The sequence below is a fragment of the Actinopolyspora alba genome (assembly GCF_900112765.1).
Lineage (GTDB): Bacteria > Actinomycetota > Actinomycetes > Mycobacteriales > Pseudonocardiaceae > Actinopolyspora > Actinopolyspora alba.
Window position 1 is genome coordinate 194,273 of sequence record NZ_FOMZ01000003.1, and the last position, 12,439, is coordinate 206,711.

Genomic DNA, 12,439 nt, shown 5'->3' on the forward strand with positions numbered 1-12,439 from the left:
TCGCGTGACTGTCGCGCTACCCGCCTCGGCGACCACCTATCTGGCCAACATACCCAGCCCTCCCCAGGGCGTGTGGTACGTCGGGCCGATTCCCATTCGTGCCTACGCCCTGTGCATCATCGCGGGGATCGTCGTGGCGATCCTCTGGTCGGAACGGCGATGGGTCGCCCGAGGTGGGCGCAAGGGTGCCGTCACCGACATCGCGGTCTTCGCCGTCCCGTTCGGCCTGGTCGGCGGCAGGATCTACCACGTGATCACCGATTACTGGCGCTACTTCGGCCCGGACAGCCCCAATCCGTGGTGGGACGTCTTCAAGATCTGGCAGGGCGGTCTCGGCATCTGGGGAGCCGTGGCACTGGGCGCCGTCGGTGCCTGGATCGGTTGCAGGAGACGTGGCGTCCCGCTGCCCGCCTTCGCCGATGCCGTCGCCCCGGGGCTGGTGGTCGCGCAGGCGATCGGCAGGCTGGGCAACTACTTCAACCAGGAGCTCTACGGCGGACCGACCGACCTGCCGTGGGGGTTGGAGATATACCAGCGCGAGCCGAATCCGGTGACCGGTGTGGCCGTCAGCGACGTTCCCGTCGAAGTGGTGCACCCGACCTTCCTCTACGAGCTGCTGTGGAACCTGCTGGTCGCACTGCTGCTCGTCTGGGCCGACCGCAGGTTCCGGCTGGGGCACGGCAGGGTGTTCGCGCTGTACGTGGCCGGCTACACGGCTGGCCGGTTCTGGATCGAGATGATGCGTACCGATCCGGCTTCCACGCCGTTCGACCTCGGCATCCGGGTCAACGTCTACGTCTCGGCACTGGTCTTCCTCGGGGCGGTCCTCTACCTGCTGCTGGTCCGGCGTGCCAGGGAGGAGCCCGAGCGGTTGCTGGGCAAACCGTTACCCGGGGACCCGGACTACGGAGCGACTCCTCCCGACACTCCGGCCGACGTGGTGACACCGCCGAACGACTCCCGTGAGAGCACCGACGAGCGGTCGTCCGGTTCCGAAGCGGATTCCGGAACCTCCGAGAACGCGCGGCGGGGTGAGCCCGGGAGCGGCGACGAGGGGCAACGTTAGCCGCGACTCCGCACACCCGCCGTGCCGGAACCGGGCCCGGCGGTGACGCGCGTGTGGCAGGACGGGTCGGTCCGTCACCCTTCCCGAGGGCGGCGTGCCGACTCCCGCACGGGCGTGACGGCCGGTGAGCCGTCCGGTAACGGCAGAATCGAGACCCGCGCCGCGTAGTGCCGGTGCAGTACGTCGGTGGTCAGCACCTCCCCCGGAGCGCCCTCGGCGCTCACCCTGCCGTGCTCGAGCAGCAGCAGGTGCTCGGCGTACTGCCCCGCCATGGTCAGGTCGTGCAGTGTGGTCACCACGGTGGTGCCGCGCTCGTGACGTAGCTCGTCGACCAGGTCCAACAGCGCCTGCGCGTGTCCGACGTCCAGTCCCGTGGTGGGTTCGTCGAGCAGCAGCACCCCGGTGCGTTGCGCCAGTGCGCGCGCCAGGACCGCGCGCTGCCGTTCGCCACCGGAAAGGTCGGACAGCACTCGCTCCGCGAGATCGAGCAGGTCGAGCCGTTCCAGCACCTCGGCGACGATGTCGAGGTCCCTGGTGCTCTCCCGTCCCAGCGGGCCGGTGTAGGGCGTGCGCCCCAGCAGCACGTAGTCGGTGACGGTCATGCCGACCGGTAGCTGCGGTAGCTGCGGGGCGTATCCGAGCAGCTTCGCCCGCTCACGCTGTCGGAGTCCGCTGACGCGGCGACCGTCCACCGTCACGGTCCCGCCGTGGTGCACCAGTCCGAGCATCGCTTTGAGCAGCGTGGACTTGCCGCTGCCGTTCGGTCCGATCACACCGAGCCAGCCGCCCGCACCGATCGCTGTCGAGATGTCCGACAGCACGGGACTGCCGCGGTATCCCGCGCTCAGCCCGTCGAGTTCCACGAGGCTCATTCGAACAGCTTTCCTGATTGAGTTCCGGTTGATGTTCCGACGCTTGTCGTTCGGTACCGCCGAGTGCCTTCATCCGGGAGCCACCGCACCGCCGCTCCGTCGAGAAGGCGGGGACTGCCCGCTGTCGCGACGTTCCTCGTCACCGGGGTCACCCCTCGTCGCCGGGGTCACCGCGGTTGGGCCACGACCGGGATCATCGCCGTCGGCTGGTGTGCAGCAACAGCGCGAAGAAGGGCGCACCGGTGAACGCCGTGATCACCCCGATCGGCAGTTCGGCGGGGGCCATGACCGTCCGTGCCAGCATGTCCGCCCCGACGAGGAAGGCTCCGCCGAACAGCAGGGACACCGGCACGATGACCCGGTAGCTGCCGCCGAGAGCCAGCCGTACCAGATGTGGGACGACCAATCCCACGAAACCGATCAGCCCGGCCACCGACACCGCTGAGGCGGTGGCCAGCGAAGCGGCCACCAGGACCAGAGCACGCACCCTGCCAGGGCGTACCCCCAGCGCCGCCGCTTCCTCGTCACCGGTGCCCAGCAGGTCCAGCAACCGCCCGCAGGCGCACAGCACCATCGTGGCCAGGCACAACCCGGGCACTACCGTCAGCACCTCGTGCCATCCGCTGGTGCTCAGCCTGCCCAGCAGCCACATGTAGACCCGTTGCAGCGATTCCACGCGCAGCTGTTGCACGAAGGTCTGCGCGGCGGTGAGGAAAGCACTGACCGCCACGCCCGCCAGTACCAGCGTGGCCGTGTCCGGTCCGGCCGAGCGTCCGATCAGCCAGGTCAGCCCGACCCCGCCCAGCGCTCCGAGGAACGCGGCCACCTGCGCCAGGCCGGTACTGCCGAGAGTGACCTGCGGAACCGCCGTAACCACGACGGTCACGCTCAGTCCCGCGCCGGAGGCCGCTCCCAGCAGGTAGGGATCTGCCAGCGGATTGCGGAACACTCCCTGGAACGCCGCTCCGGAGACGGCCAGGGCGGCTCCGACGAGGACGGCCAGTACCACCCGAGGCACGCGCAACTGCCACAGTATCGCCGCCTCACGTTCGGACAACGGCGAGACACCACCGGTGAACTGGGCGCCGAGTTCGGCGAGTACCCGTTGCCACCCCAGCTCCGCGGCCCCGGTCAGCACCGAGACCAGTACCAGTACGACGAGCGCGGCGATACCGATCAGCAGGTGACGCGGCCGCAGCCTGCTGCCGCGTGCTCGCCGGGGTCGTTGTGCGGAGGTAGCGGCAGCTTCGAACGTCCCGGCGGGCAGGGTTCGCGAATCGCGCATCGGAGGAGCGTCAGCCCTGCCTGGTGCCGTCGATCGCTTCACTGATCGAGCGGGCGAGCTCCACCACGCGCGGCCCCCACCTGCCGGCCACGTCCTCGTTCAACTCGTAGACGTGCCCCTGCTTCACCGCGGTCAGCGTCTGCCAGCCGGGACGCTCGGTGACAGCTTTCTTGGTCACACCGGCCGTCCCGGTGTCGGCGAGAAAGATCATGTCCGGATCCGCCCGCAGGATCTTCTCCTCGGAAAGCTGGGGGAACTTGCCCCCGGCGGAGTCGGCGATGTTGTCCATCCCGAACTTCTCGTAGACGCTGCCCACGAAGCTCTTGGACGTCGCGGTGAAGTAATCGGGACCGACCTCGTGGTAGTAGGTCAGCGGCTGTTCGAGTTCGGGAGCCTGCCGCACCAGCTTGTCGAGCTCGGAACGGACCCGCCGCACGGTGTCGGCGGCCTCCTCGTTGTGCCCGGTGGCACGCCCGAGTGCCTTCATCTGTCGGTAGGCGGCCGAGAGATCCTTCGCGGACGGGGTCAGCAGCACCGGAATGTCCAGTTCACGCAGTCCCTTGGCCAGTTCACCGGCACTGCCCGCCTGCGCGATCACGAGATCGGGGCGGTATTCCGAGACGGTGCCGGCTCCGACGTTCAGTGCGGAGATCTCCTCGCGGGGTGCCCGTTCGGGGTAGGTGGAGTACTTGTCCACGGCCACGACCCGGTTGCCCGCCCCGATCGCGTAGAGCACCTCGGTGGCGGTGGGGCTCAACGAGACGATGCGCTTCGGCTGCTCGGGCAGCGTCACCGGTTCCTGTCCCGAAAGCTTCACCCGTACCGGAAACGCCGAAGCCCGATCGTTGCCCTGCTGGGCCGGTTCTTCGGAGGCTGGGCGCTGCGCACACGAGGTGATCCCCGCCAGGAGCGCCACCAGGGCGAGCAGCAGGGGCGTCCCGCGGCGGAATCCGGTTGTCCGACTCATGATGTCCTCGGTCTCGGTCGGTGCTCCGCGGCGCCCGCCGGGTGGGCGACGCCGCGTTCCTGCACCGGGAACGGCTGTCGTCGATGTCGTTTCGAGATGGCCCCCCGCGCGGTCCCAGGAACCCCTCTCGGAAGCGCACGGTTGCCGTGGCCGGAGCGCACTCACGGCGGATTCCGCTCGCACGACATCACGAAAGCCGCGCCCCTGTGTTCGGGCGTGGCTTCCTGAACAGGAAAGATACCATCCCGCTCCTGGCGAAGGCAGTATCGTCCGTTGCGTGCGGTCCCGGGAATCACCGGAGTCCGTTGTGCGGACCCCGCGAAGCGCCGTAGCGGTCCGCCACTGGTCGAGGACTCCGGTGGAAGGCGGGCCGGCCCCACCGACTGCCCGAACCCGGCAACCGGGAGCCGCCGAACGGTGTTTCAGTGCTCGGGGGTTTCCAACGGGTCGGGCAGATCGCCGTGATGCACGACACTGAGCCTGGTCGTGGTACGGGTGAGCGCCACGTAGATGTCGTTGATCCCCCGGGGGGACTGTTCGAGGATGCCCGCGGGATCCGCCACGATCACGCTGTCGAACTCCAGTCCCTTGGCCTGATCGACGCTGAGGACCATCACCGGAGCTTCCAGACCTTCCGGCCGCGGCCCGACCGCGGCCCGCGGTATCAGCTCGGAGACCGCGCCTCCGAGCTCCTCGCGGCGGTCGGGTGGGCAGAGTACCGCCACGTGACCGCCGTCGACGGCTTCGAGTTCCTCGGCGGCCAGTCGCGCGGTTCGCGCGGCGCCTTCTCCCTTCGAAGTCCGCACCAGGGACGGCTCGATGCCCGTGCTGCGCACCGAGGTCGGCACGGACAGGTCCACGTCCATCTCGGCGAGCAACGGGGTCGCCATCGACATGATCTCGCTCGGCGTCCGGTAGTTGACGGTGAGCTCCTCCAGGCGCCACCGGCGCGCCACGTACGGCCCGAGCACGTCGTGCCAGGACGAGGCACCCGCGGCCGAACCGGTCTGGGCGATGTCACCCACCACGGTCATCGACCGGCTCGGGCAACGACGCATGATCACTCGCCACGCCATCGCCGACAGCTCCTGCGCCTCGTCGACGATCACGTGCCCGAAGGTCCAGGTGCGGTCCCCCGCCGCTCGTTCGGCCGCTGTGAGCTCACTGTTGGTGCGATTGCGCTCCGCGAGCAGGTCCGCGTCGAGTACATCGGAGACCCGCAGTCGTTCGGGATCCATGATCTCCTCGTCCTGCTCCATGATGTGCAGCACGCCCTCGGCGTAGGCGAGCTCCTCCCGCTCCTGCCGCAGCTGTGCCTGCTGCTGCTCCGAGTCGTCCTCACCCAGCAGCTCCGCCAGCTCGTCGAGCAGCGGAGCGTCGGCGGGTGTCCACTCCGAGCCCGGTTCCCGCAGCATCGCCTGGCGCTGTGACTCGTCGAAGTACCTGCGCGCGGCTTTCTTCATGCGCTCCGGCGAGCTCAACAACTCGTCCAGCAGGGTGGTGGGTTCGATCTCCGGCCACAGCTGTTCGAGCACCTCGCACACCTGGCTGTCCGCCCGCAACTCCGCCGCGATGTCGTCGATGTCGCGCTGGTCGAGCAGATCCCGCCCCAACCGGTCGGCCACCTGCAGCGCCAGCGCCGAGAACATCTCGCGCCGGAAGATCTTCCTGGCCTCGTTGTGCGGTTTGCGTGCTCGCCGCGCCTTGGTGCGTGCCTGGCTGCAGGTGCTCTTGTCGATGTGGAGTGGCTCGCGGTCGAAAGTCACCTCGATGTACTTGCGCGGTACCTGCTGGCGGTCCCGCACGGCGTTGTTGAGCACCGAGACCATCTCGGTGCGCCCCTTGAGCTCGGCGGCGGTGGCCGTTTCCGTCGCGGTGGCGACCACACCCGGGTACAGCTCTCCGACGGTGGACAGCAGCACACCGGTCTCGCCGAGGGAGGGCAGCACCTGGCCGATGTAGCGCAGGAAGGTCTTGTTGGGGCCCACCACCAGCACACCGCGCTTGGTCAGTTGCTGCCGGTAGGTGTAGAGCAGGTACGCGGCTCGGTGCAGCGCCACCGCGGTCTTGCCGGTGCCGGGACCGCCCTGCACCACCAGAACGCCGTTCATGCCGCTGCGGATGATGTTGTCCTGCTCGGCCTGGATGGTCGCGACGATGTCGCCCATCTGGCCGGTACGGCGTTCGTCCAGCGCCGCCAGCAGCGTCGCCTCACCCGCGAGTCCCAGGTGGCTTCCCTGCTCGGCGGAGTCCAGGTCGAGGACCTCGTCCTCCAGGTCCGTGACCGTGCGCCTGGTGGTGCGGATGTGCCTACGCCTTATCACCCCGTCGCGGGAGGCCGCCGTGGCCAGGTAGAACGGCCGTGCGGCGGGAGCGCGCCAGTCGATCAGCAACGGCGCGTACTCGTTCTCCTCGTCGAACAGGCCGAGCCTGCCGATGTGAAACCGTTCCTCGCTGTCGAGGTCGAGCCTGCCGAAGCACAGCCCGTTCTCCATCGCGCTGAGCTGCGAGAGCTTGTCGATGTGCATCTTGGTGGAAATGTCACGCTCGGTACGTGCCTGGGGAGTTCCACCGGTCTCCCGCAGCGTCTCGGCCAGGCGTTTGCTGTTGTACCGCCGCAGTTCGTCGAGCTTGTCGTAGAGCATCGAGACGTACCGCTGCTCGGCGGCGACGCTGTCGGCGTGGTCAAGTTCCCGATCGGCTCGGGTTTCGGACACGACTCCACCTCGTGCGGTCATGCGCGTTGGAACAGGACGGGCGTGGGGTTCCGGGCGCTGCGGTGTGCTTCGCGACACCGCGGCCCGCCAACAGGCCCGACGGACGAGTGTACCCGGAAACGGCGTGACCATCGGGCGCAGTTGATCGTGGAGCGTGCCCACCGTCGCGCCGCCGTCCGTCACCTCCGTTCCCGCCCCGGGTGGGGCGGGCGGATATTCTCGGCGCCTGGAATGTGGACGTGCCACATTCGTGCCCGGCACTGTCGTTTTCCGGCGAACTCCGGACGGAGTCGCCGAAAGTGGTGGTCGGGGCACATGTGGCTGTGAACGGAGCCGACATGAGTGGAGGACTGCACGGGGAGATCGTCGAGATACTGGGGCGGGAGATCAGTGCGGGCGTTCATCCTCCGGGCAGCGTGCTGCGTGGTGAGGATCTCGAACAGCGTTTCGGGATCTCGCGCACCGTGGTGCGCGAAGTGGTTCGTACGTTGGCTTCGATCCGTCTCGTGGTGGGGCGGCAGCGTGTGGGCATCGTGGTTCGACCCCGCGAGGATTGGAACACCTTCGACCCGGCGCTGATTCGCTGGTTGTTGGAGACCGACCGTGCCAACCAGGTCAAGACGCTCGTCGAACTGCGTACGGCGGTGGAGCCGGTGGCTGCCGGTGCGGCCGCCCAACGAGCCCACGCCGAGGACGTGACCGAACTGATCCGCATAGGTGAGCGGATGAACGAACTGGCCGAGGCGGGGGACCTGGAAGGTTTCCTGGAAGCCGACGTCGCCTTTCACTCACTGGTGTTGCGGGCTTCCGGAAACGAGATGTTCGCGCAGCTGCACGAGGTTGTGCGGGAAGTGCTGCGGTGGCGTACCGAGCAGGGACTGATGCCCGCACATCCCGAGCCGCTGGCCGTCGGGTTGCACGGCGAGATCGCACGGTGCATCGAGGAGGGACGGTACGGCAGGGCGGAGACGGCCATGCGTGAGCTGGTCGCCGAGGCGCTGCACGGCACGCTCAGGTTTCTGGAGTCCACCGAGGAGAAGTGAGCGATCACCGTCCGAGCGAACACGGTCTCGGGGTGACGAGGCCCCGCCTATTCCCCCTGTTCGGAACGCATTCCGGCGACCCAGCCCGCGATCTGGGCCCGGGACGTGAAATCCAGCTTGGTCAGGATGTGCTGCACGTGCCCTTCCACGGTGCGCAGCGCGATGACCAGTTGTTCGGCGATCTCCTTGTTGGTGCGCCCCTGGGCCACCAGCTGGGCGATCTCGCGTTCCCGGCTGGTCAGCGGCATCGGGTGCACGTTCTCCCGCTGGGTCTCCCTGGAGCGCTGTTTGGTCTCCAGCGCGAAGTCGATCGCAGTGTCGTGCTGCCAGTGGTATCCCCTGTCGAAGGATTCGTCGTAGGTCTCGTCGCCCAGTGCCTCCCTGGTGGCGACCAGCTGGGCCCGGTGCTGCTCGGCGAATTCGGCGTAGAGGTTCGGGGTGGAGTGCGCGGACTCCCAGGCGCCTCCGGCCGCACCGAACAACCTGGCCGCGCGTTTGTCGTTGCCCCGCAGGTGCGCGGCCCAGGCCAGCGTGTCCAGGCTGAACGCGATCGCGAGCCGGTTGTCCAGCCGTCGCTGCAGGTTCAGCGCTTCTTTCAACGCCGGCTCGGCCCGGTCGGGTTTGTCGGTGATCGTCTTGAGATAGCCGATCGCCCACAGCGTCCAGGAGCGCCAGTACACCTCACCGCGTCCGGTGGTGATCGCCAGCGCGTCGTCGAGCAGTTCGAGCCCGTCCCGCTCGTTGCCGTTGACCGCGCGTGCCACACCCAACCCGATCAGCGTGAACAGTTCCCCCTCCTTCTCGGCCCCGCGTCGGAAGACTTCCAGCGCGGTTTCGAGCAACCTGATCGCCGAGGCCGCATCGTTGTCGAACAGGGCGGCCATCCCGTAGGTGCGTGTCAGGTGCGCACGCTCCAGCGGAGCGTCGTGTCCCTCGAGCGTGGCGGTCGCGGTGTCCAGTGAGCCGCGTGCTCCCGACACGTCGCCGTGCAGCAGGGTGAACCAGGCGCTGGAGGCCAACGCGGCGGCCCGCTCGCGGGGCGCCTGTCGCGTCCCGGTCAGCGCCAGGGTGCGATCCAGCCAGTAGCGGGCCTCGGAGTGCGCCCCCCGCAGTTGCCAGTAACGTCCCAGCGCGGTGGCCGTTCGTAGTGCGACGGCGGGCCCGTGGGGTGCGGAGGTTCGCTCGTCCGCGTGCTGGTCCTCGGAACTCTCCTCGTCGTGCTCGGTCATCGACCGCAGCGCCGCTCGCAGGTTCGCCTGCTCCACGCGCAGCCGTCGCACCCACTCGACCTGCTCGGCCCCCATCCATTCCGCGGCGAAGCGCCGCACCGTACTGACGTACCACTGGCGGTGCCGCGCCTCGGCCCTGGGCCGGTCACCGGCTGCCCAAAGTTTCTCGAGGCCGTACTCGCGAAGCGTGTGCGGCAGCACGAAGCGGCTGGGCCCGTCGCCCCGCTCGCGCAGCAGGATCGACTTGTCCACCAGAGCGTGCACCAGCGAGGCCGCCCTGGACCGTTCCGCGGTGCCGTCGATCACGTACTCCGCGGCCTCCAGGTCGAAACTGCCCGAGAACACCGACACGTGTGCCCATGCCCTGCGCTCGGACTCGGTGCACAGGTCGTAGCTCCAGTCGATCAGTGCCCGCAGCGTCTGCTGTCGCCGCGGCGCGCCGGTGCGGCCTCCGCTGAGCAGTTCGTAGCGTTCGTCGAGCCGCTCCTCCAGCTGTCGCGGAGCCAGTGAGCGCAGTCGCACCACGGCCAGTTCTATCGCCAGCGGATTCCCGTCGAGCCGGTGACACAACCGCATCAGCACCGGGGCGTTGTCCGCGGTGACCTCGAACTCCGGTAGAACGGCGCGGGCCCGATCGAGGAACAGCCGTACCGCCGCGTACTGTTCGTACGCCTCCGCGGCGGGTAGTTGTTCCGGGTCGGGGGTTTGCAGCGGCGGCACGATCAGCGTGCTCTCCCCGGCCGCGCCGAGCGACTGCCTGCTGGTGGCCAGTACCCGAAGTCCCGGGCACGAACGGATCAACGTGTCCACCAGTTCGGCGCAGGCCTGTACCAGGTGTTCGCAGTTGTCCAGCACAAGGAGCGCTTCGCGTTCCCTGAAGTGTTCGACCAGGTTGTCGAGTTCGGTACCCGTCGACGTTTCGGCGACGTTGAGCTGTTCGACCACGGCGGTCGCGACCAGGTCCGGATCGTGCAGCTCACCGAGCTCGACCTGCCAGGTCTTGTCCCGGAACGAACGGCTCATGTTGGCCGCGACCCGAAGCGCCAGCCGGCTCTTGCCGATACCGCCGGGACCGGTCAGGGTCACCACCCTCGACTCGGCCAGCAGCCGTTTGGTGAGTGTGATCTCGCGACGCCTGCCGACGAAGCTCGTTACTTCTGCCGGGAGATTGCCGCCGGCAGTGCGTGAGCGGGCCCGTGCGGTGGAGTCCACACCGCCGAGAATACCTCTGTTCACTCCCTCGAACCGGTCTCGCGGTTCGCGAGGTGGGGCTGTGACCTGGATCGATGTTTACTCACACGAACGTGTGAGTTTTGTGGGTCCGTGCCGCGGGTGATCCGCCGGAACAGTACGACCAACGCTTGGGCCACGGCGATCCCGCACAGATCCGCGATCGCGTCCATCGCGTCCGCGTCGCGGTCCACCGGCAGTAACTGTTGCGACACCTCGGAGAGCGGTGCGTAGCACACCAGGCACACGAGCAGCAGTCGGCGGTCGATCCGAGCTGCTCGGCCCGTCAGCGTCAGCACCGCGAACAGCACCAGATGCACCAGCTTGTCGGTGCCGGGTGGGGAGTCGGGAACCCCCGCCGGGGGAGTGAAAAGAATCACCAGGCTCGCCACGCAGCTCAGCACGAACAACGCGCGGTGTGCACGGGGACTGAAAGGATCCAGCATGCGGCCTCTCGGATGTTGGTTGACCTCGACGGTGGCATACTGCGCGCGTGAGTCGACGGACTAGGCTGTTGCACCGTGAGTCGACGAGCCAAAATCGTTTGTACTATGGGGCCAGCCACCGCCAGTCCGGAGAAGGTGGCCGAGCTCGTCAGCGCCGGCATGAATGTCGCTCGGCTGAACTTCAGCCACGGTAGCCACGACGACCACCGCCGGGTTTACGACATGGTGCGTGCGGAGACGGCCGAATCCGGACGTGCCGTGGGGATCCTGGGCGACCTGCAGGGGCCGAAGATCCGGTTGGGAACCTTCGCCGAGGGCGAGGTCGAGTGGCGCACCGGTGAGGTCGTCCGGATCACCGTGGCCGATGTGGTCGGTAGCCACGACCGGGTCTCCACCACTTACGAGGGGTTGATCGGGGACGCCAAGGTCGGTGACCAGATCCTGGTCGACGACGGGAAGGTCGGGCTGACGGTCACGGCGGTCGAGGAAAGCGACGTGGTCTGCGAGGTCGTCGAGGGCGGCCCCGTTTCCGATCACAAGGGGCTTTCGCTGCCGGGGATGGACGTCTCGGTTCCCGCCATGTCCGACAAGGACGTCGAGGACCTGGAGTTCGCGATGCGGATGGGCGTGGATTTCATCGCGCTGTCGTTCGTGCGTACTCCCGCCGACATCGACATCGTCCATCAGGTCATGGACCGGGTCGGGCACCGCGTTCCGGTGATCGCCAAGTTGGAGAAGCCCGAGGCGGTGGACAACCTCGAGGCCATCGTGCTCGCCTTCGACGGTGTCATGGTCGCCAGGGGAGACCTCGGTGTGGAGCTGCCGCTGGAACACGTGCCACTGGTGCAGAAGCGGGCGATCGGTATCGCCAGGGAGAACGCCAAACCGGTCATCGTCGCGACACAGATGCTCGACTCCATGATCGGCAATCCCCGCCCGACCAGGGCCGAGACCTCGGACGTCGCCAACGCCGTGCTGGACGGTACCGATGCCGTCATGCTTTCCGGTGAGACCAGCGTCGGGGACTACCCCGTGGAGACGGTCGAAACCATGGCCCGCATCGTGGAGGCCGTGGAAGCCGGCTCCTCGGAGCCGCCGGAGCTGAGTCACGTGCCGCGTACCAAGCGCGGTGTGATCTCCTACGCCGCCAGGGACATCGGCGAACGACTCAGTGCCAAGGCGCTGGTCGCCTTCACGCAGTCCGGTGACACCGTCCGTCGGCTGGCGCGGCTGCACACCAGGTTGCCGCTGTTCGCGTTCACCCCCGAGGAGTCCGTTCGTAGTCAGCTCGCTCTCACTTGGGGGACGGAGACCTTCCTGGTGCCTAGTGTGGATACCACTGACCAGATGGTGCGCCAGGTGGATCAGGCGATGCTGTCGATCGGACGTTCCGACAGTGGCGACATGGTCGTCATCGTCGCGGGGTCCCCGCCCGGAACCGTCGGTTCGACCAACCTGATCCGGGTGCACCGTCTCGGCGAGGAGGATCACGTCTGACTTCTCCCGATCGCGGCGGAACCGGAGATCCACGGTACGAATCGCCGTGCTCCGGCATTCCGCTGCGCGGGAGGGTCGGCGTGTGCC

At 68.0% G+C, this 12,439-nt stretch carries 9 protein-coding genes; 3 read left to right on the forward strand and 6 right to left on the reverse strand.

Annotation, left to right across the window (positions count from 1 at the left end; translation table 11 throughout):
* Positions 1-4: 4 nt before the first annotated feature.
* Positions 5-1,066, forward strand: coding sequence for a prolipoprotein diacylglyceryl transferase (lgt, locus tag BM150_RS05480; protein WP_092924686.1), 1,062 nt, complete (start codon positions 5-7; stop codon positions 1,064-1,066).
* Between the two features lie 74 nt (positions 1,067-1,140).
* Here the strand turns inward: lgt and BM150_RS05485 are convergent, their stop codons facing one another.
* The 4 genes from BM150_RS05485 to BM150_RS05500 all read right to left on the reverse strand — a co-directional run bounded on the left by BM150_RS05485 (position 1,141) and on the right by BM150_RS05500 (position 6,907).
* The gene (locus BM150_RS05485; RefSeq protein ID WP_092924688.1) at positions 1,141-1,938 is read right to left on the reverse strand and encodes an ABC transporter ATP-binding protein; all 798 of its coding nucleotides are present in this window, start codon (positions 1,936-1,938) and stop codon (positions 1,141-1,143) included.
* 193 nt (positions 1,939-2,131) lie between these two features.
* Positions 2,132-3,223 (reverse strand): FecCD family ABC transporter permease, encoded by a 1,092-nt coding sequence (locus BM150_RS05490; protein WP_092924690.1) that lies wholly within the window; start codon positions 3,221-3,223, stop codon positions 2,132-2,134.
* Between the two features lie 10 nt (positions 3,224-3,233).
* Positions 3,234-4,190, reverse strand: coding sequence for an ABC transporter substrate-binding protein (locus BM150_RS05495; RefSeq protein WP_092924692.1), 957 nt, complete (start codon positions 4,188-4,190; stop codon positions 3,234-3,236).
* Positions 4,191-4,612: 422 nt separating this feature from the next.
* Positions 4,613-6,907 (reverse strand): HelD family protein, encoded by a 2,295-nt coding sequence (locus BM150_RS05500; protein ID WP_092925051.1) that lies wholly within the window; start codon positions 6,905-6,907, stop codon positions 4,613-4,615.
* Between the two features lie 338 nt (positions 6,908-7,245).
* Between BM150_RS05500 and BM150_RS05505 the strand changes: the two genes are divergently transcribed.
* Complete coding sequence (locus tag BM150_RS05505; RefSeq protein ID WP_092925053.1) at positions 7,246-7,950, forward strand: FadR/GntR family transcriptional regulator; 705 nt, start codon at positions 7,246-7,248, stop codon at positions 7,948-7,950.
* A 47-nt stretch (positions 7,951-7,997) separates the two neighbouring features.
* Here the strand turns inward: BM150_RS05505 and BM150_RS05510 are convergent, their stop codons facing one another.
* Together BM150_RS05510 and BM150_RS05515 are read right to left on the reverse strand one after the other, a co-directional pair.
* Positions 7,998-10,391: an ATP-binding protein gene (locus BM150_RS05510; protein ID WP_092925055.1), complete on the reverse strand. Its 2,394-nt coding sequence runs from the start codon at positions 10,389-10,391 to the stop codon at positions 7,998-8,000.
* A gap of 20 nt (positions 10,392-10,411) precedes the next feature.
* Entirely contained in the window at positions 10,412-10,855 is a 444-nt protein-coding gene (locus BM150_RS05515; protein WP_092924694.1) for a VanZ family protein, read from the reverse strand.
* 75 nt (positions 10,856-10,930) lie between these two features.
* Here BM150_RS05515 and pyk point away from each other — a divergent pair, with 75 nt between their 5' ends.
* A complete protein-coding gene (gene pyk, locus BM150_RS05520; RefSeq protein WP_092924696.1) occupies positions 10,931-12,352 on the forward strand; it encodes a pyruvate kinase in 1,422 nt (473 codons plus the stop codon).
* Positions 12,353-12,439: the final 87 nt, after the last annotated feature.

What these genes read in the sequence shown, in the direction of transcription:
- BM150_RS05505 (WP_092925053.1), top strand. Translation starts at nt 7,246, where the DNA reads ATGAGTGGAGGACTGCACGGGGAGATCGTCGAGATACTGGGGCGGGAG.
- BM150_RS05490 (WP_092924690.1), bottom strand. Translation starts at nt 3,223, where the DNA reads ATGCGCGATTCGCGAACCCTGCCCGCCGGGACGTTCGAAGCTGCCGCT.
- BM150_RS05515 (WP_092924694.1), bottom strand. Translation starts at nt 10,855, where the DNA reads ATGCTGGATCCTTTCAGTCCCCGTGCACACCGCGCGTTGTTCGTGCTG.
- BM150_RS05485 (WP_092924688.1), bottom strand. Translation starts at nt 1,938, where the DNA reads ATGAGCCTCGTGGAACTCGACGGGCTGAGCGCGGGATACCGCGGCAGT.
- BM150_RS05495 (WP_092924692.1), bottom strand. Translation starts at nt 4,190, where the DNA reads ATGAGTCGGACAACCGGATTCCGCCGCGGGACGCCCCTGCTGCTCGCC.